Genomic DNA, 16,603 nt, shown 5'->3' with positions numbered 1-16,603 from the left:
GCGTGATCGGTACGCTGCAGGGGCTAGGAGAGGTCATTGTCGACATTGGCGGCAAATTGTCTCAGTTGCATGGGGCGAATGCCACGCGAATCGGCGCTGCCGCATTCGGTGAAGCCCAGTCGCCGGTAGAGATCGATCGCCGCCCCGTTGTCGGTGAAGACATTGAGCGTGACGCGCTCGGCGCGACGCCGCCGGGCTTCGTCCAGCAGGCGACGACACAGCGCTTCGCCAAGCCCCTGGCGTCTGTGCGTTGGCGACACGATGATGCGGGCCAGGTGATAGTGGCGCTCGCCCTTGACGACGAGCTGGCCGAAGGCGAGCGGCTCGCTGCCGGAGACGAGGCAGAACGAGAGCAGGCCGCCGCCGTCGATCTCCCGCCACAGCCTGGGGCCATCCGTCGGCCACGACAGCCCGGGGCCGGCCCAGTGCTCCAGCGCCTGCGCCGACCCGATCCATTCGGCGATGCGGGCGAGGTCCGTCGGTAGCGCCGGGCGCCAGCGGGCATCAGCCATGGCGATCGCCGGTTCCGGATGGCCGCGGCAAGGAGACGGCCAGGTTGTCGATCAGTCGCGTCGAGCCGAGATAGACCGCCCCCAGCAGGCGGCCTTCGGTATGCCGAGAGGCATCGAACGGGGCCAGCGCGGGCCCGCGGATCTCGAGATAGTCGAGCCGAAAGCCGGACGCCTGCAGCGCCTGCCTGGCCTGAGCCAGCGCGTCGTCGGGTGACTGGCCACCGGCCAGCGCCTCGCGGCAGCGCGACAGCTCCCGATGGAAGGTGGGCGCCAGTGCCCGGTCCTCGGCGCCGAGATAGCCATTGCGCGACGACAGCGCGAGGCCATCCTCGGCGCGAACGGTCGGCACGCCGACGATCTCGATCGGGAAATGCAGGTCGGCTACCAGCTTGCGGATGACCGCCAGCTGCTGGAAATCCTTCTCGCCGAAGCAGGCGATGTCCGGCTGCACCAGGTGAAACAGCAGCGAGACCACCGTGGCGACACCGTCGAAATGGCCGATGCGGGTGCCGCCGCAGAGCCCTTCGGAAACGTCTGGTACGTGGACCTGGGTCTGCGTATCGAGTCCGCCGGGATAGAGCGTCTCGACGCCGGGAGCGAAGAGCAGATCGCAGCCATGCGCGGTCAGCTCATCACGGTCGCTGTCGAGGGTGCGCGGATACTGGCCGAAATCCTCGCCGGCGCCGAACTGCAGCGGGTTGACGAACAGCGTGGCAACGACCACGTCGGCGAGCTCCCGGGCCCGATCGACCAGGGCCAGGTGGCCGGCGTGGAGATTGCCCATGGTCGGCACCAGGGCGATGCGCCGCCCGGCCATTCGGTGTGCCTGCAGGGCCTCACGCAGCGGCGCGATATCGTGCAGTGTCCGCATCAGAAACAGTGCTCCTCGGCCGGGAAGCGGCGGGACTTGACCGCTTCGTCATAAGCGCGGAACGCCGCCTCGATACTCTCCTGACCAGGCAGGAAATTCTTCACGAAACGTGGCACATAGCCACTGTTGAGCCCTAGCGTGTCGTGCATGACCAGGATCTGCCCATCCACGTCCGGACCGGCACCGATGCCGATGACGGGGGCGGCGACTGCGTCACGGACCGCCTTGCCCACGGCCCTGGGCACGCACTCGAGCAGGATGACGGCGGCGCCGGCCTCGACCAGCCGCTGGGCATCGTCGACGATGCGCTGGGCCGCATCGGCGGCCTTGCCTTGGACCTTGAAGCCGCCGAGCTGGTGGACGCTCTGCGGAGTCAACCCGAGATGGGCGCAGACCGGAACGCCACGGCGGGTGAGTTCGCGGATGCCGTCGGCCATCCAGGCTTCGCCTTCGATCTTGATCAGTTCGGCGCCGGCGCGCATCAGCTCACCCGCATCGCGCAGCAGTTGACCGATATCGGCGTTGCTCATGAACGGGAGGTCGACCATCAGCAGGCTTCGCTGCTTGCCCCGCGCCACGCAGGTGGTGTGATAGCGGATATCTTCCAGGGTGACCGGCAGGGTGCTGGGGTGTCCCTGCAGTACCATGCCCAGCGAATCGCCGACCAGCAGCACATCGATACCGGCGGCATCGGCGCAGCGCGCCAGCGTGGCATCATATGCGGTCAGACAGCTGAACGCCTCGCCGCGGGCCTTGCCGTCGCGCAGCGTGTCCAGGGTAACGCGCCTCATGCTCTCTCTCCCAATCGCGCCGGGCCCTGCTCGCGCCGGCGTTGACGAAGGCTCCGTCCTGCGGCTTGCGACCAGGGCGCGAGCCCATTTCATCATGCCCGACAGGGCGATGCGGAGCAGAGTGTAGTGAGTTGCCCACCAGACGCAACAAGACGTTGGCGGCATGCCGATGGTTCACGCTGGCAGGCGCTGCAGCGTCTGATCCTCCAGCCGGTTTGCCAGACACCCTGGTAGTTCGCCGTCGAGGGAGAGCGTTGGTGCGATTTCAGCCAGGGGTTCGAGCACGAAACGGCGGTGAGTCATCTCCGGGTGGGGCAGAGTGAGACGAGGGGAGCGGCAACTGAGGCCCGCGAACCACAGGAGGTCCAGATCCAGCGTGCGAGGTCCCCAGTGGCGATGCCGCACACGACGATGGCGTTGCTCGATCGCCTGGAGCTGGTCGAGCAGTGCCAGCGGCGAGAGTCGCGTACGAACGGCGACGACGGCGTTGACGAAGTCGGGTTGGTCCTGGGGGCCGACCGGCGCGCTGGCATAGAGCGAGGAGACGGCAACGCACTCGCTCACCGGTAGCGCTGCCAGCGCCGACATTGCCCGCGCCAGTTGGTCACGCGGCGACGCCAGGTTACTGCCCAGACCGATATAGGCCAGGGCGAAGTGTCGATGGTCAGTCATCCAGCGTCGGCGGTGTCGGCTTGTTGGTCGGTCGCCGGCGCTTGCGTGGACGGCGACGGCGCGGCTTGGGGCTGGTCCCCGCCGGATTGGCGCCGGCATCGTTGGCGAGTAGCTGACGCTGCCCCTCCTCATCCGCCTGCTGAAACTCGGTCCACCAGCTACCCAGGCCCGGGGTCAGCTCGCCGGCTTCCTCGCGCAGCAGCAGGAAGTCGTAGGCGGCGCGGAAACGCGGATGTTCCAGTGTCTGGAAGACCCGACGGCCGCGGCGGCGCGGGAGTTGCTGCTGAAGGTCCCAGATCTCGCGCATCGGGATGCTGAACCGCTTGGGGATCGATGTATGTTGCAACTGTCGACTGATGACCTGCTGCGCCGCGGCCTGCTGAGCCGGAACTTCCGGCAGGTCCTGTTCGTGGGCGATGCGGGGAGTACGTTGCTGAACGCAGGGCCACAGCAGGGCGCCAAACAGGAAGGCAGGCGTGACCGGCCGGTCCTGGGCGATCCGCGCGTCGGTATTGATCAGCGCCTGCTCGACCAGCTTGACGGCCCAGGGCTGCTCGTCGAGGACTTCATCGCTCTCGGGGAACAGCATCGCGAACAGGCCGTGATCACGCAGCACCCGGAAGCTCTGCAGCGCGTGGCCGGAGAGAAACAGCTTGAGCACCTCCTCGAACAGCCTCGCCGGCGGGATCTGGAGCAGCAGTGGGGCCAGCTCGCGAATCGGTGCCTCGGTACCTTCGGCAATCCGGAAGTCGAGCTTGGCGGCGAAGCGTGCGGCGCGCAGCATGCGCACCGGATCCTCGCGATAGCGGGTCTCCGGATCGCCGATCAGGCGAAGCACGCGGTCTTCCAGGTCCTTGAGGCCGCCGGTCCAGTCATGAATGGCGAAGTCGGTCACGCTGTAGTAGAGCGCATTGACGGTGAAGTCGCGCCGGATCGCGTCCTCCTCGACGCTCCCCCAGACGTTGTCCCGCAGCAGCAGGCCCTCGTCCGACTGCTGGCTGTGATTGCCGGTGTGTTCCTCGCCATGCCGTCCGCGGAACGTCGTCACCTCGATCACTTCGCGCCCGAAGCGGACGTGGACGATCCGGAAGCGTCGGCCGATGATCCGGGAATTACGAAACAGCTGACGCACCTCGTCCGGCGTCGCATTGGTGGCGACATCGAAGTCCTTGGGCCGGTTCCCGAGCAGGGAGTCCCGGATGCAGCCTCCGACCAGATAAGCGTCATAACCCGCGCCATTGAGTCGATATAACACCTTGAGAGCGCTCTCGCTAAGGTTCTGGCGCGAGACGTTGTGTTCGTCGCGGGGAAGGACTTGCGGGGTGGGCGTGGCGTCTTCGGCCGCCTGAGCGGATTCCGGGCCGAAGAAGGTCTTCAAACGTTCACCGGGACGTTGGAGAAAACGGGAAAATCCTTTGAACATGCGGCGAAATCGACTCGCGAGGTAGCAAAACTCCAGTGTAGCGGAGGCCAGGGGGCTTGCAAAGGCAATGGCGGGATGAGGGGGCGCAGAAGACAACGCACGGATCGAGTTGTGGCCGTAGGGGGATGATATTCGCCGCCAGCTCAGCTCTCGGTCGAACGAACGAGGTCGATGGGAACCTTGAGGTGAGAATAGTAAAAGGGGAGACCCGGTGGGCCTCCCCTTGCAAGAATGCTTCGCAACGTCCATGCCGCTTCTTCTTGTTCGTGATGGCGCATCGCCTTGAATACGCACCACAGTCGCTGAGCGAGCTTGCAGTCACTGGCTTGTCGTTATCAGCCATGCTGTGTGTAGCGACCACCTCGTATTCAAAACAATAATCCAACCACGACAGGCAATGCCCTTTCCCGGTTGTTGTCGTTGTTCCGGGAAGTCTCCAGATCACGAGGAAGCTTGTTGTTGTTGCCTCGTTGATGAAGAGCGTCGCGTCCTGATTTTGCGTCGGCTCGAGGACGATTGTTGTTGTTCGTGTCCTCGTTCGCTCTGGGCCTGTGTTGTTGTTATGGGGCCGGTGGCGATCTGCCTTCCTAGTTTGAGTGCCGTGTTGTTGTTGTTATCGGCAGTGGGGGCCATTCCGATCTCTATTGTTGTTGGGTTGGATCGGTACCCGCTGTTGTTTTTCTTGTCTTAGTTATTGCACTTGCTGTGCCACTCCTTGTTTTTTTTAACAAAATCAATTTCTTGCTGTTTTTTCTTCGTGCCAGTCGCCCTATGGCTGCCGGCGTGGTGGGAGCCGGATGATTCATAAGGGGGCATCGGCAGCGCATCGTGCGTGATTGTGGTGCGCCCCTCTCCGCAATGGCGACAGGGTGGCGCAAAACGGCGCGAGTTTCGCTTAGACAATAGTCTTCAATCGAAGGGAGGGACGGCTCCGGCGTCACCGGAAGGCAGGCTCCATGTCAGGCGGGGGGCGCCGGGAGACCTTGCCGACGGGGGCGTCAGCCTGGCTTTCGGCCCGGGGTGGCAACTATCGCTTCGGGGGACCAGCGCGCGAGCGCGTGAGCCAGTTGAGTGCTCACCTCCGCCTGGCGTAGCGCGGCCTGGGGAGCCTGACCCAGCAGCTGCAGTGCCCGATGGAGCACGGGGCGAGCCGCAGTGCCATCGTGGGGGATGGCGGTCGCGAGATTCTGTTTGGAGAGTTTCTGGCCATCCTCGCCGAGGACCAGCGGCAGATGCAGATAGCGCGGTTCAGGATAGTTCAGGGCGGCCTGCAGCTGGCGCTGCCACGGCGTATTGTCGAGCAGGTCGAAGCCGCGAACGACATCGGTTATGCCCTGCTCCGCGTCGTCGACCACCACCGCTAGCTGATAGGCCCAGAGGCCATCCTTGCGCTTGAGTATCACGTCGCCCTGGACAGTCGGGTCCAGACATTGGCTCCCGAACAGGCGGTCCTGCCAGCACACCGGCTGGATGCCCTTGTCGGTTCGCAGCCGCCATGCCTGGGCGCGTTCGGGATGGCGCGAGCCATGGCGGCACCATCCCGGGTAGTGGCCATGCTGCTGCCATTCGCGTCGCGAACAGCCGCAGGGGTAGGCCATCCGGTCGGCGACCAGACGGTCCAGTGCGGCCTGATAGGTGGCCCCCCGGGTGCTCTGGTGGTGGATCTCCCCATCCCATTCCAGCCCGAACGCTTCCAACTGGCGGTAAATCTGGTCGACGGCACCGGGAGGGCAGCGTGGTGGGTCGATATCCTCGATGCGCAGCAGCCAGCGGCCGCCGGCTGCTCTGGCATCCAGCCAGCTGCCCAGGGCCGCCACCAGGGAGCCCAGGTGGAGCGGACCGGAGGGCGTGGGCGCGAAGCGCCCGACATAGCCCGAGGCAGGTAGCGGGGCGGTGGTCATCAGACGACTCGTGAGGTGGAACATGGCAGCGCCGGGTGACGCCAGGATAGCGCGGAACGCAAGACGGGCACCGATGAAGGTGCCCGTCGCGGTTCCCAGGTGACCGAGGTCATTCAGCCGCCGAGCTGCTTTTCCTTGAGTTCGGCCAGCGTCTTGCAGTCGACACAGAGCGTTGCCGTGGGGCGGGCTTCGAGGCGGCGAATGCCGATCTCGACGCCACAGGCCTCGCAGAAACCGTAGTCGTCCTCGTCGATCTTCTCGATCGTTTCGTTGATCTTCTTGAGCAGCTTGCGCTCGCGATCGCGGGTGCGCAGTTCCAGGCTGAACCCCTCTTCCTGCGTGGCGCGATCCGCGGGGTCCGCGAAGTTGTTGGCCTCTTCCTGCAAGTGGCGGACCGTGCGGTCGACCTCTTCCATCAGATCCTGTTTCCAGCCCAGAAGGATCTCACGGAAATGCGCAAGTTGTTTGTCATTCATATACTCTTCACCCGGCGCCGGCTGGTACGGGGTGAATTGACTGGGCGCTTCCGTTTTCTTTTCCGCTACTGGCATGGGGGCGGCCTCGTTACGCAAGTGTCGTGACGCGTGTGATCTGGCCGAGTATCGGCCGGGGCAGCGTCTGCCACTGCCCGAAGCCATGCTTATTTAGCGAAAAAGTTGCCGCTTTGCAACCGAATGGGCGCTTTATTTTTCTCATCCCCGGTTCGTGAACGCCGGGGAATCGGGCTGGCATCCGCCGGGTTGGCGATGCCACGACTATCGTGTTGCCGGAGCGAGTCTCTCCAGGCACTCGTCTTTGTGGATATCAGTACCTCATGCATTATCCCGTTCTTATTCCTGGCACGCTGTTGAGACGCTACAAGCGCTTCCTGGCCGACATCGAACTCGAGGATGGCCGCGAGGTCGTGGCGCACTGCCCGAACACCGGCTCGATGCGCGCCGTCAACGTTCCCGGTTGCCGGGTCTGGGTGTCGCCGAGCACCAATCCCGCCCGCAAGCTGTCCTGGACCTGGGAGCTGATCGAACTGCCCGACGGCAAGGGAGGCGTCGATCTGGTGTCGGTGCATACCGGGCGTGCCAACGCGCTGGTCGAGGAGGCGCTGCGCGACGCTCTCGTCCCCGAACTCGCCGGCTTCGCCGAGCTCAAGCGGGAGGCGAGCGTCGAGGGGGCCCGGCTCGATTTCCGCTTGAGAGCGGCGCAGGGACGCGACACCTTCGTCGAGGTCAAGCAGGTGACGCTCAAGGAGGACGACGGTCACGGCTATTTTCCCGATTCGGTCAGCGAGCGTGGTCGCCGTCATCTCGAGGTGCTGGCCGAGCTGGTCGCCCGTGGCCACCGCGGGGTGCTGCTGTTCTGCGCGGCGCACACCGGTATCGACGACGTGGCACCCGCGGCGCATCTCGACCCCGCCTACGCACGCACGCTCCAGGCGGTCGCCGAGCGTGGCGTCGAAGTGCTGGCCTACGGTTGCCGGGTGACGTGGGCGCAGGGACGGCCCGAGGCGGTGATGCTGGATCGCCGCCTGGAGCTGAATCTCGAACGGCGCTGGCAAGCCGCCGAGTCGCGTTAGCGCCCGCGCCGGACCCGGAAGATCGCCGTCTCGCCGAACAGGTTGGGCCACAGCCTCGATGTCCAGTGTCCCTCGTGTTCGGCGCTGCCGACGGCCTCGTCGACGATGGTGACGCCCTTGTCGCGGCACAGGCTGGCGAAGTCCCGGAACGTCGACAGGTGGATGTTGGGGGTGTCGTACCAGGCGTGGGGCAGGGAGCGCGAAACCGGCATGCGACCACGGAACGTCAGATGCAGCCGGTGCTTCCAGTAGGCGAAGTTGGGGAAGGCGATGATGCACTCCGGGGCCACTCGCAGCATTTCGTCCAGCATGGCGTCCGGGCGGCGCAGGACCTGTAGTGCCTGGGTCATGATGACCAGGTCGCAGGCATCGTCCACGAAATTGCCCAGGCCGTCGTCCAGGTTCTGCTCGAGCACATTGACGCCCTTGGTCAGGCACGCCGAGATCCCTTCCGGGTCGATCTCGAGGCCGTAGCCGGTGACGTTCTTGTGGCGTGCCAGCGCTGCCAGTAGCGTACCGTCGCCGCAGCCCAGGTCGAGGATGCGGGCGTCATTGGGCACCCAGCCGTAGATCAGTTCGAGATCCGCGCGCATCAGCTCGCCCCTCCGTTGAGTTGCGCATCGATGCGCCGCATGAAGCTGCCGAAGACCGATTCGTACTGGTCGTTGGGCAGCAGGAAGGCGTCGTGCCCGTGCGGGGAGTCGACGTTGACGTAGCTGACCGCCTTGCCGGCTCGCAGCAGGGCGTTGACCAGTTCCTGCGAGCGGGCCGGGGCGAAGCGCCAGTCGGTGGTGAAGCTGATGACCAGAAACGGGCAGTCGGCCGGTGCCAGCGCGGCGGCCAGGTCGCCGTCGTGCTGTCCGGCGGGGTCGAAATAGTCCAGCGCCTTGGTCATCAGTAGATAGGTGTTGGCATCGAAGCGGGTCGAGAAGGTATCACCCTGGTGGCGCAGGTAGGACTCCACCTGGAACTCGACGTCGTAGCCGAAATTCAACTGGTCGCTGCGCAGGTCGCGCCCGAAGCGCGAGCCCATCGAGTGCTCGGACAGGTAGGTGATGTGACCGATCATCCGGGCCAGTTTCAGGCCCAGCTTGGGAATCGCGCCGTGGTCGGCGTACCAGCCGTCGTGGAAATCGGGGTCCGAGCGGATCGCCTGACGGGCGACTTCGTTGAAGGCGATGTTCTGCGCCGACAGGCGCGGGGTCGCGGCAATCACCGCCACGTTGGCGACGCGTTCCGGATAGGCGATCGTCCACTGCATCGCCTGCATGCCGCCGAGACTGCCGCCCACCACGGCGGCGAAACGCTCGATGCCGAGCCGATCGGCCAGGCGCGCCTGGCTGTGAACCCAGTCCGCCACCGTCATGACCGGAAATGTCGGGCCCCACTGACGGCCGGTCTGTGGGTCGACGCTGCCGGGGCCGGTGCTGCCGTGGCAACCGCCGAGGTTGTTGAGCGAGACGACAAAGAACCGGTCGGTATCGATCACCTTGCCTGGGCCGATGTAGGCGTCCCACCAGCCGGGCTTGAGCTCGTCGGCGGCGTGAAAGCCCGCCGCATGGTGATGACCGGACAGGGCGTGACAGATCAGAACCGCATTGCTGCGCTCGGCGTTGAGCGTGCCGTAGGTCTCGTAGACCAGCTCGAAGCTTTCGAGGGTCTTGCCGCAGGCCAGAGCCAGCGGAGACTCGAATGTGGCGGTCTGCGGTGTGACCAGCCCGACGGAGTCGGACGGAAAGGAAGCGGACATGAAACGGGATAGTCTCCAGGTTCAGCGAGGGCAGTTGGCCGATTCACATCGGTGAGTGCCCGGGCGCCGCCCGCCGCGGTTCGTCAGCGGTCCACGACCTGTTGCTGGCGTGGACCGTCTTCAGGCCGGCGGCGGAGGCGGTCGGCGTGGCTCAGAAGCCGACCAGGGCGCCCGGCAGGCCGGCGGCACGGGCCAGCGACCCGACGACGACGCTATCGAGCAGATTGATGGCGATGAAGACCACGATCGGCGAGAGGTCGATCATGCCCAGCGGGGGTATCACGCGGCGTACCGGGGCCATGATCGGCTCGACGATCTGCATCACCAGCAGCGCTCCCGGATGACTGGCACGAGGCGCTACCCAGCTCAGGATGATCATGATGATCAGGGCGAAGAAGTAGATCTTGAGAATCGCATTGAGTACGCCCGCGATGCCCGCCAGCAGCAGGCCCTGCAGCGGCGGCATGCCGAAACCGGCAATCTGGAAGATGGCGGTGATCACGATCACCTTGAGCAGAAAGCCCACGAACAGCGTGGCGATGTCGATGCGCCCCACGGGCCGCAGGATCTTCTGGACCGGCGCGACCACCGGCTGGGTCGCCTTGACGATTCCCTGGCTCATCGGGTTGTAGTAGTCCGCCTGCGAGAATTGCAGCAAAAAGCGCAGCATCAGCACAAACAGATAGATGTTGACCAGCGTGTTGACCAGCATCAGGCCGGCGCTTCCAAGATTACTGCCCATTATTTTCTCCTAATGGATTCCGTTCCTGCTCGTTCAGTTCCGACCCAGCTCGCTCGACAACTCGCGGGCGCGCTCCGCGCAGGCGTGGGTCGCGCGGCTCACGATCTCGGCCAGGCCCGCCTCCTCGAACGTGTGGATCGCGCGCTCGGTGGTGCCGTTGGGGGAGGTGACCCGCCGACGCAGCTCGGCGGGGTCGAATTCGCTCTCCCGCGCCATCTTGGCGGCGCCGAAGGCGGTCTGCAATGCCAGTCGGCGCGCACTCTCGGGGGAGAGTCCCAGCGCGGTACCGGCTGCCTCCAGTGACTCCATGAACAGGAAGAAGTAGGCCGGGCCGCTGCCGGAGATAGCCGTCACGGCCTCGATCTGGGCTTCCTCCTCCACCCACTCGACCAGGCCCACCGATTCCAGCAGGTCGGTCGCGAGCTGACGTTCGGCATCGCTGACGCGGTCGTTGGCGTAAAGCCCGCTGGCGCCCTCGCCGACCAGCGAGGGCGTATTGGGCATGCAGCGGATCACGGCGAGACCGCCCCCCAGCCAGGCGTCCAGCGTCGCGGCGTCGAGTCCGGCCGCCACCGAAATGATCAGAGGCCGCCGGGACTGGACGCTATCCCGCAGCGACAGGCAGAGGTCGCGCATCATTTGCGGTTTGACGGCGAGGACGATGACGTCCGCTTCCCCGACCGCGGCCAGATTATCCTGCATCGTGCGAATGCCATAGCGCTGACCGATGGTATCGCACGTTTCCTGGCTGCGTGACGTGGCGACGATGGCATCGGCGGGATAGCCGCCTTCGAGCATCCCGCCGAAGATGGCGCTGGCCATGTTGCCGGCGCCGATGAAGACGATGCGGCTGGCGGTGGGCGAGTCGGTCATGACTGGGTCCTTGGGGTCGGTCAGAGAAGGAGCGATAGGGTCAGCTTCCGAGTGGCGGGCGGCTGCCGAAGATGGCGGTGCCCAGGCGAACGATGGTGGCGCCCTCCAGGACGGCGGCCTCCAGGTCGCCGCTCATGCCCATCGACAGGGTATCCAGGGGGGCTTCGGGAAAGCGGCGCTGCAGCTCGGCCAGCGCGGTGGCGACCTGGCGGAATGCGTGACGCTGTCGGTCTCGGTCGTCGCTGGGCGCCGGTAGCGCCATCAGGCCCCGCAGGCGGAGATTGGGAAGCGTCAGCAGCGACTCGGCGAGCACCGGCAGGTCGTCGATGTCGACCCCCGCCTTGCTGGCTTCGCCGCTGACGTTGAGCTGCAGACAGATATCGATAGGGCCCAGCGCCGGCGGGCGCTGCTCGGAGAGCCGGCGAGCGATCTTCTCGCGGTCGACGCCATGTACCCAGTTGAAATGCTCGGCGACGTCGCGGGTCTTGTTCGACTGCAGTGCACCGATGAAATGCCACTCGATGTCGTCGAGGTCGGCCAGCGCCTGCTGCTTTTCCAGGGCTTCCTGCAGGTAGTTCTCGCCGAAGGCGCGTTGACCGGCGGCATAGGCCTGGCGCAGCATATTTGCTGGCTTGGTTTTGCTGACGGCAAGCAGGTGTGCGCTGTCTAGCGGCCGGCCGGCTGCGGAGAGCGCCGCCTCGAGACGTTCGCGGGCGCTGGATAGGGACTCGGACACCGACGCTTCTGGCATACTGGATGGCGACCTTACGCAGGGGATCGAATAAAAAACATGGATATTACCGAACTGCTGGCGTTCTCGGCAAAGCACGACGCTTCGGACCTGCACCTGTCGGCGGGGCTGCCGCCCATGATACGGGTCGATGGGGATATGCGTCGCCTCAATGTGCCCGCGCTCGACGACAGCCAGGTGCGCCGACTGATCTATGATGTGATGAACGACCGTCAGCGTCGGGATTTCGAAGCTACGCTCGAGACCGACTTCTCGTTCGAAGTCACCGGCGTGTCTCGCTTCCGTGTCAATGCGTTCACGCAGGGACGCGGTGCCGGCGCGGTCTTTCGTACCATTCCCAGCAATGTGCTGACGCTCGACGACCTCGGGTTGGGCGACGTGTTCCGGCGTCTGTCGATGTTGCCGCGAGGCCTGGTGCTGGTCACGGGGCCGACCGGCAGTGGCAAGTCGACGACGCTGGCGGCGATGATCGACTACATCAACAGCAACCGTCAGGAACACATCCTGACCATCGAGGATCCGATCGAATTCGTGCACGAAAGCAAGCGTTGCCTGATCAATCAGCGTGAAGTGCATCGCGACACCAAGGGCTTCGCCCCAGCCCTGCGCTCGGCCCTGCGCGAAGATCCCGATGTCATCCTGGTCGGCGAGCTCAGGGACCTGGAGACCATTCGGCTCGCCTTGACGGCTGCGGAGACCGGCCATCTGGTATTCGGCACACTGCACACCACGTCGGCGGCCAAGACCATCGACCGCATCATCGATGTCTTTCCCGGTGACGAGAAGGGCATGGTGCGCTCGATGCTGTCCGAATCGCTGCAGGCGGTGATCTCACAGACGCTGCTCAAGCGCGAGGCCGGTGGGCGTGTGGCGGCTCATGAGATTCTGGTGGCGACATCGGCGATTCGCAATCTGATACGGGAAGGCAAAGTGGCCCAGATGTACTCGGCGATTCAGACCGGCGGTAGCCTGGGGATGCAGACGCTGGACGCGGCGCTTTCCCAGTTGGTGGCCGACGGCGTGGTGACCCGCCAGGAAGCTCATGCCAAATCGCGCGCCGGACTCGACCAATGAGCTCGCACTTCGGATTCCGAAACCAGGACCTGAAATGACCCCCTCTCAATGGTTTGAGCAGCTTCTCGATATCATGCTGGCCAAGCAGGCTTCGGATCTGCTGATCTCTACCGGGGCGCCGCCCTGCCTGAAGCTGGATGGAAAACTGGTGGCCCTGGGCGATGTCCCCCTGCAGCCGGACCAGGTGCGCGAGCTGGTGGCCATCGCTTTGCCCCGGGGGCGGCAAGAGGCTTTCGAGGTGGATCACGAGGCCAATTTCGCCCTCAGCCTCAGCGGCAAGGGGCGTTTCCGTGTCAGCGCCTTCTACCAGCGCAGCCAACCGGCGATGGTCGTTCGCCGGATCGCGTTCGACATTCCCGATCTCGAATCGCTTGGCCTGCCGGAAGTGACGGCGACATTGGCCTCCATTCGGCGTGGACTGGTGCTGGTGGTGGGTGGGACCGGCAGCGGCAAGTCCACCACGCTGGCCTCGATGATCCAGCACCGCAATCGCACGGTTGGCGGTCATATCATCTGTATCGAAGACCCTATCGAATACATGCATCCGCACCAGCGCGGCATCATCAACCAGCGTGAAGTGGGGATCGACACCGAATCCTACGAGGTAGCGCTGAAGAATGCCCTGCGCCAGGCGCCGGATGTCATCATGATCGGCGAGATACGCAGCCGGGATACCATGGAACTGGCGCTCAGCTTTGCCGAAACCGGCCATCTCTGCCTGGCCACGCTGCACGCCAACAGCGCCGATCAGGCTATCGAGCGGATTCTCAGTCTGTTTCCGCCGTCACGCCAGGAGCAGATAGGGATGGATCTGTCGCTCAATCTGCGTGCCGTGGTCGCTCAGCGACTGTTGCCGCGTCAGGATGGCGCCGGGCGCTGTGTGGCGACCGAGGTGCTGCTCAAGTCTCCCCTGATCAGCGAACTGATCCGTCGTGGCGAGGTCGCCGAGTTGAAGGATCTGATGCGCCGCTCCCGGGAGCAGGGCATGCAGACCTTCGACCAGGCGCTCTACGAGCTGTTCCGGCGAGGGGACATCAGCGAGAGTCTGGCGCTGGCGCATGCCGATTCGGCCAATGACCTGCGCATGCTGCTCAAGTATGGCGAGCGTCGGGACGCCGGTGACAGCAGCGATGATGGCACGAAGTTCTCGCTGATCGACGATGAGTGAGCGGATGCCCCCTGGTTCAAGGTGCGTAGATGCCGCCAAGGACGCGAGGGCCGCTGGCGCCGGTCACCTCCGGCAGGTTGCCGGTCAGCCGGTGAATCCGGCGCCATGCCAGCCAGGCGAAGGCGCCGGCTTCCAGCCAGTCGGCCGACCAGCCGAATGCATCGCAGCGGGTGATCGAGACCGCCGGTAGATGTGTCGCCAGACGCTTCATCAAGTGACGGTTGCGGGCACCGCCGCCGCAGACGATCAAATCCGTGTCGTCGGCAACGATGAAGTCGCGCGCGGCCCTTGCGACGCTGGCCGCGGTCAGCTCCGCCAGTGTCGCCTGGACGTCGGCAGCCGCTTCGTTGCCGCACAGTCGCGCTTCCAGCCAGGCTAGGTGAAATTGCTCGCGTCCCGTGCTCTTGGGTGGCGGGGCGGCGAAGTACGGCTCCTCGAACAGGCGGGCCAGCAACGACTGATCGATGCTTCCACTAGCCGCCCAGCTTCCCGCTTCGTCGATCGGCCCATGCCGGTGCCGGGCGTGCCAGGCGTCGAGCAGCAAATTTGCCGGGCCGGTGTCGAAGCCGATGACCGGCAGCGATGAGGTCTCCGGGGGGAGCCGTGTCAGGTTGGCGATACCGCCCAGGTTGAGAATCAGTCGAGTACGCACAGGATCGGAAAACAGGGCCTGATGGAATATCGGCGCCAACGGCGCGGCCTGCCCGCCGGCCGCCATGTCCCGGCGGCGGAAGTCGGCAACTACCTGGCAACCGGTCAGCTCGGCCAGCCGGCTGGGATTGTCGAGCTGGTAAGTGAAGGGCGTTTCGGCGTAGGGTGCGTGCTCGATGGTCTGGCCGTGGCTGCCGATGGCGGTAATCGCCGAGGGCTCGAGGTCGTGGCGCTGCAGCAACTGGCGCACGGCTTCGGCCTGGTGGTCGCAGAAGGCGCTTTCGGTGGCGCCCAGCATGGCGAAAGAGACCCGGGACGCCTGGGTCAACTCGAGCAGCGCCGCTTTCAGTTCGGCACTCATGGGTAAGCACAGCGCGTCGATCAGACGCGGGCGCCGAGTGACGTCATCGACGATCTCGACGAGTGCGGCGTCGATCCCATCCAGGCTGGTGCCGGACATCAGGCCCACGAATAGCGTCATCTACTTTCTCCTGTCGCGGAGCGGTTCAACGGGTTCAAGAGAGTCGTGCTAAGATTGCCGCCTTTCAAGCTCGATAGCGTAGTAGTGGAGACGGATACGATGGCCCAGGTCGACGAAGCGCTGGCATTGATCAAGCGCGGCACACAGGAGATTCTGATCGAAGACGAGCTGGTAAAAAAGCTCGAATCCGGTCGCAAGCTCCGGATCAAGGCTGGCTTCGATCCTACCGCTCCCGACCTGCACCTGGGGCACAGTGTCTTGCTGACCAAGATGCGTCAGTTCCAGGATCTTGGCCACGAGGTGATTTTCCTGATCGGGGACTTCACCGGCCGGATCGGTGATCCCACCGGCAAGAACGTCACCCGCAAGCCGCTCACCGAGGAGGAGGTCAAGGCCAACGCCCAGACCTATCGGGAGCAGGTCTTCAAGATCCTCGATCCCGACAGGACCGAAGTGCGCTTCAATGCAGAGTGGTTCGGGGAGATGTCCGCCGCCGACATGATCGAGCTCTCCGGACAGTCCACCGTGGCCCGCATGCTCGAGCGCGACGACTTCGAGAAGCGCTACCGTGCGGGTCAGTCGATCTCGATCCACGAGTTTCTCTACCCGCTGGTGCAAGGCTACGACTCGGTCGCACTGAAGGCGGACATCGAGCTCGGCGGTACCGACCAGAAGTTCAACCTGCTGATGGGGCGCGAGATCCAGAAGCACTTCGGCCAGGAGCCGCAGGTCGTCATCACCATGCCGCTGCTCGAAGGGCTGGATGGCGTGCAGAAGATGTCCAAGTCTTTGAACAACTATGTTGGTGTCGACGACGCCCCCGGCGTGATGTTCAACAAGATCGTGTCGATGCCGGACGGCCTGATGTGGCGCTACTTCGAGCTGCTGTCGCTGAAATCCAACGAAGAGATCGAGGCGATTCGGCGTGAGATCGAACAGGGGGCCAACCCGCGCGACATCAAGATGGCCTTGGCGAGAGAGTTGATCACGCGTTACCACGGCGCGGAAGCAGCGGCGAATGCGCACCGTTCGGCGGGCAACCAGCTCGCGGAAGGGGAGCTGCCGGAGGATCTGCCTGAAGTCGAGGTGGACTTCGAGGGGGCGGCGCAGGCGCCGATCGCGGCAGTGCTCAATCGAGCCGGGCTGGCCAACAACAGCGCCCAGGCCAAGGACATGCTCAACAACGGCCGGGTGAAGGTCGACGGCGAAGTTGCGGCCAAGGACACCATGCTCGCCACCGGCAGGCACTATGTCATTCAGGCCGGCAAGAAGCGCTACGCCCGGGTCACGATCGGCTAGCCGATTTGGCAATCCCGCTGAAACGCCCGCCCCGCGCGGGCGTTTCGGTCTCTGGGGGTTGGCGGCGGGAGGGT

At 64.9% G+C, this 16,603-nt stretch carries 17 protein-coding genes; 4 read left to right on the top strand and 13 right to left on the bottom strand.

Annotated features, from left to right (window positions below):
- Window positions 1–23: 23 nt before the first annotated feature.
- The 7 genes from DOM45_RS13485 to dksA all read right to left on the bottom strand — a co-directional run bounded on the left by DOM45_RS13485 (window position 24) and on the right by dksA (window position 6,721).
- The gene (locus DOM45_RS13485) at window positions 24–512 is read right to left on the bottom strand and encodes a GNAT family N-acetyltransferase (RefSeq protein WP_110601330.1); all 489 of its coding nucleotides are present in this window, start codon (window positions 510–512) and stop codon (window positions 24–26) included.
- On the bottom strand, window positions 505–1,383 hold the full coding sequence (panC, locus tag DOM45_RS13480; RefSeq protein WP_110601328.1) for a pantoate--beta-alanine ligase: 879 nt from the start codon (window positions 1,381–1,383) through the stop codon (window positions 505–507). The genes DOM45_RS13485 and panC overlap by 8 nt, the downstream gene beginning before the upstream one ends.
- Window positions 1,383–2,174 (bottom strand): 3-methyl-2-oxobutanoate hydroxymethyltransferase, encoded by a 792-nt coding sequence (gene panB, locus DOM45_RS13475; RefSeq protein ID WP_110601327.1) that lies wholly within the window; start codon window positions 2,172–2,174, stop codon window positions 1,383–1,385. The genes panC and panB overlap by 1 nt, the downstream gene beginning before the upstream one ends.
- A 174-nt stretch (window positions 2,175–2,348) precedes the next feature.
- Window positions 2,349–2,846, bottom strand: coding sequence for a 2-amino-4-hydroxy-6-hydroxymethyldihydropteridine diphosphokinase (gene folK, locus DOM45_RS13470; protein ID WP_110601326.1), 498 nt, complete (start codon window positions 2,844–2,846; stop codon window positions 2,349–2,351).
- Window positions 2,839–4,269 (bottom strand): polynucleotide adenylyltransferase PcnB, encoded by a 1,431-nt coding sequence (gene pcnB, locus DOM45_RS13465; RefSeq protein WP_110601324.1) that lies wholly within the window; start codon window positions 4,267–4,269, stop codon window positions 2,839–2,841. Before pcnB ends, folK begins: the two co-directional genes overlap by 8 nt.
- 998 nt (window positions 4,270–5,267) lie before the next feature.
- Entirely contained in the window at window positions 5,268–6,170 is a 903-nt protein-coding gene (gluQRS, locus tag DOM45_RS13460; protein WP_110601322.1) for a tRNA glutamyl-Q(34) synthetase GluQRS, read from the bottom strand.
- 113 nt (window positions 6,171–6,283) lie between these two features.
- Window positions 6,284–6,721: an RNA polymerase-binding protein DksA gene (gene dksA, locus DOM45_RS13455; RefSeq protein WP_110601320.1), complete on the bottom strand. Its 438-nt coding sequence runs from the start codon at window positions 6,719–6,721 to the stop codon at window positions 6,284–6,286.
- A gap of 263 nt (window positions 6,722–6,984) precedes the next feature.
- On the opposite strand from dksA, the gene sfsA reads away from it, so the two are divergent.
- Window positions 6,985–7,740, top strand: a complete 756-nt coding sequence (sfsA, locus tag DOM45_RS13450; protein WP_110601318.1) for a DNA/RNA nuclease SfsA — start codon at window positions 6,985–6,987, stop codon at window positions 7,738–7,740.
- On the opposite strand, the gene metW is transcribed toward sfsA, so the two are convergent.
- From metW to DOM45_RS13425, 5 genes are all read right to left on the bottom strand, one after another.
- Window positions 7,737–8,333, bottom strand: a complete 597-nt coding sequence (metW, locus tag DOM45_RS13445) for a methionine biosynthesis protein MetW (protein WP_157958431.1) — start codon at window positions 8,331–8,333, stop codon at window positions 7,737–7,739. The two genes, sfsA and metW, sit on opposite strands and share 4 nt — an antisense overlap.
- Window positions 8,333–9,490, bottom strand: a complete 1,158-nt coding sequence (metX, locus tag DOM45_RS13440; protein ID WP_110601315.1) for a homoserine O-succinyltransferase MetX — start codon at window positions 9,488–9,490, stop codon at window positions 8,333–8,335. The genes metW and metX overlap by 1 nt, the downstream gene beginning before the upstream one ends.
- A 151-nt stretch (window positions 9,491–9,641) precedes the next feature.
- Window positions 9,642–10,232: a YggT family protein gene (locus DOM45_RS13435; RefSeq protein WP_110601313.1), complete on the bottom strand. Its 591-nt coding sequence runs from the start codon at window positions 10,230–10,232 to the stop codon at window positions 9,642–9,644.
- A gap of 33 nt (window positions 10,233–10,265) precedes the next feature.
- Window positions 10,266–11,105 carry a pyrroline-5-carboxylate reductase gene (gene proC / locus DOM45_RS13430; protein ID WP_110601312.1) on the bottom strand — a complete coding sequence of 280 codons (840 nt, stop codon included), beginning with the start codon at window positions 11,103–11,105 and terminating at the stop codon, window positions 10,266–10,268.
- Window positions 11,106–11,145: 40 nt separating this feature from the next.
- Window positions 11,146–11,856, bottom strand: a complete 711-nt coding sequence (locus DOM45_RS13425; RefSeq protein ID WP_110601310.1) for a YggS family pyridoxal phosphate-dependent enzyme — start codon at window positions 11,854–11,856, stop codon at window positions 11,146–11,148.
- A 39-nt stretch (window positions 11,857–11,895) separates the two neighbouring features.
- On the opposite strand from DOM45_RS13425, the gene DOM45_RS13420 reads away from it, so the two are divergent.
- Both DOM45_RS13420 and DOM45_RS13415 read left to right on the top strand, forming a co-directional pair.
- Complete coding sequence (locus DOM45_RS13420) at window positions 11,896–12,930, top strand: type IV pilus twitching motility protein PilT (RefSeq protein ID WP_110601309.1); 1,035 nt, start codon at window positions 11,896–11,898, stop codon at window positions 12,928–12,930.
- A 34-nt stretch (window positions 12,931–12,964) separates the two neighbouring features.
- Window positions 12,965–14,098, top strand: a complete 1,134-nt coding sequence (locus tag DOM45_RS13415) for a PilT/PilU family type 4a pilus ATPase (RefSeq protein WP_110601308.1) — start codon at window positions 12,965–12,967, stop codon at window positions 14,096–14,098.
- A 16-nt stretch (window positions 14,099–14,114) separates the two neighbouring features.
- Here the strand turns inward: DOM45_RS13415 and DOM45_RS13410 are convergent, their stop codons facing one another.
- The gene (locus DOM45_RS13410) at window positions 14,115–15,230 is read right to left on the bottom strand and encodes an anhydro-N-acetylmuramic acid kinase (RefSeq protein ID WP_110601306.1); all 1,116 of its coding nucleotides are present in this window, start codon (window positions 15,228–15,230) and stop codon (window positions 14,115–14,117) included.
- A 99-nt stretch (window positions 15,231–15,329) separates the two neighbouring features.
- Between DOM45_RS13410 and tyrS the strand changes: the two genes are divergently transcribed.
- Window positions 15,330–16,529, top strand: a complete 1,200-nt coding sequence (gene tyrS, locus DOM45_RS13405; RefSeq protein ID WP_110601304.1) for a tyrosine--tRNA ligase — start codon at window positions 15,330–15,332, stop codon at window positions 16,527–16,529.
- The last annotated feature ends 74 nt before the right edge of the window (window positions 16,530–16,603 follow it).

Source organism: Salinicola lusitanus (assembly GCF_003206045.1).
Lineage (GTDB): Bacteria > Pseudomonadota > Gammaproteobacteria > Pseudomonadales > Halomonadaceae > Salinicola > Salinicola lusitanus.
The sequence above is the reverse complement of the archived record's forward strand: the minus strand, read 5'-3'. Positions and strand labels throughout refer to the sequence as shown.

What these genes read in the sequence shown, in the direction of transcription:
- DOM45_RS13485 (WP_110601330.1), bottom strand. Translation starts at nt 512, where the DNA reads ATGGCTGATGCCCGCTGGCGCCCGGCGCTACCGACGGACCTCGCCCGC.
- panC (WP_110601328.1), bottom strand. Translation starts at nt 1,383, where the DNA reads ATGCGGACACTGCACGATATCGCGCCGCTGCGTGAGGCCCTGCAGGCA.
- panB (WP_110601327.1), bottom strand. Translation starts at nt 2,174, where the DNA reads ATGAGGCGCGTTACCCTGGACACGCTGCGCGACGGCAAGGCCCGCGGC.
- folK (WP_110601326.1), bottom strand. Translation starts at nt 2,846, where the DNA reads ATGACTGACCATCGACACTTCGCCCTGGCCTATATCGGTCTGGGCAGT.
- pcnB (WP_110601324.1), bottom strand. Translation starts at nt 4,269, where the DNA reads ATGTTCAAAGGATTTTCCCGTTTTCTCCAACGTCCCGGTGAACGTTTG.
- gluQRS (WP_110601322.1), bottom strand. Translation starts at nt 6,170, where the DNA reads ATGACCACCGCCCCGCTACCTGCCTCGGGCTATGTCGGGCGCTTCGCG.
- dksA (WP_110601320.1), bottom strand. Translation starts at nt 6,721, where the DNA reads ATGCCAGTAGCGGAAAAGAAAACGGAAGCGCCCAGTCAATTCACCCCG.
- sfsA (WP_110601318.1), top strand. Translation starts at nt 6,985, where the DNA reads ATGCATTATCCCGTTCTTATTCCTGGCACGCTGTTGAGACGCTACAAG.
- metW (WP_157958431.1), bottom strand. Translation starts at nt 8,333, where the DNA reads ATGCGCGCGGATCTCGAACTGATCTACGGCTGGGTGCCCAATGACGCC.
- metX (WP_110601315.1), bottom strand. Translation starts at nt 9,490, where the DNA reads ATGTCCGCTTCCTTTCCGTCCGACTCCGTCGGGCTGGTCACACCGCAG.
- DOM45_RS13435 (WP_110601313.1), bottom strand. Translation starts at nt 10,232, where the DNA reads ATGGGCAGTAATCTTGGAAGCGCCGGCCTGATGCTGGTCAACACGCTG.
- proC (WP_110601312.1), bottom strand. Translation starts at nt 11,105, where the DNA reads ATGACCGACTCGCCCACCGCCAGCCGCATCGTCTTCATCGGCGCCGGC.
- DOM45_RS13425 (WP_110601310.1), bottom strand. Translation starts at nt 11,856, where the DNA reads ATGCCAGAAGCGTCGGTGTCCGAGTCCCTATCCAGCGCCCGCGAACGT.
- DOM45_RS13420 (WP_110601309.1), top strand. Translation starts at nt 11,896, where the DNA reads ATGGATATTACCGAACTGCTGGCGTTCTCGGCAAAGCACGACGCTTCG.
- DOM45_RS13415 (WP_110601308.1), top strand. Translation starts at nt 12,965, where the DNA reads ATGACCCCCTCTCAATGGTTTGAGCAGCTTCTCGATATCATGCTGGCC.
- DOM45_RS13410 (WP_110601306.1), bottom strand. Translation starts at nt 15,230, where the DNA reads ATGACGCTATTCGTGGGCCTGATGTCCGGCACCAGCCTGGATGGGATC.
- tyrS (WP_110601304.1), top strand. Translation starts at nt 15,330, where the DNA reads ATGGCCCAGGTCGACGAAGCGCTGGCATTGATCAAGCGCGGCACACAG.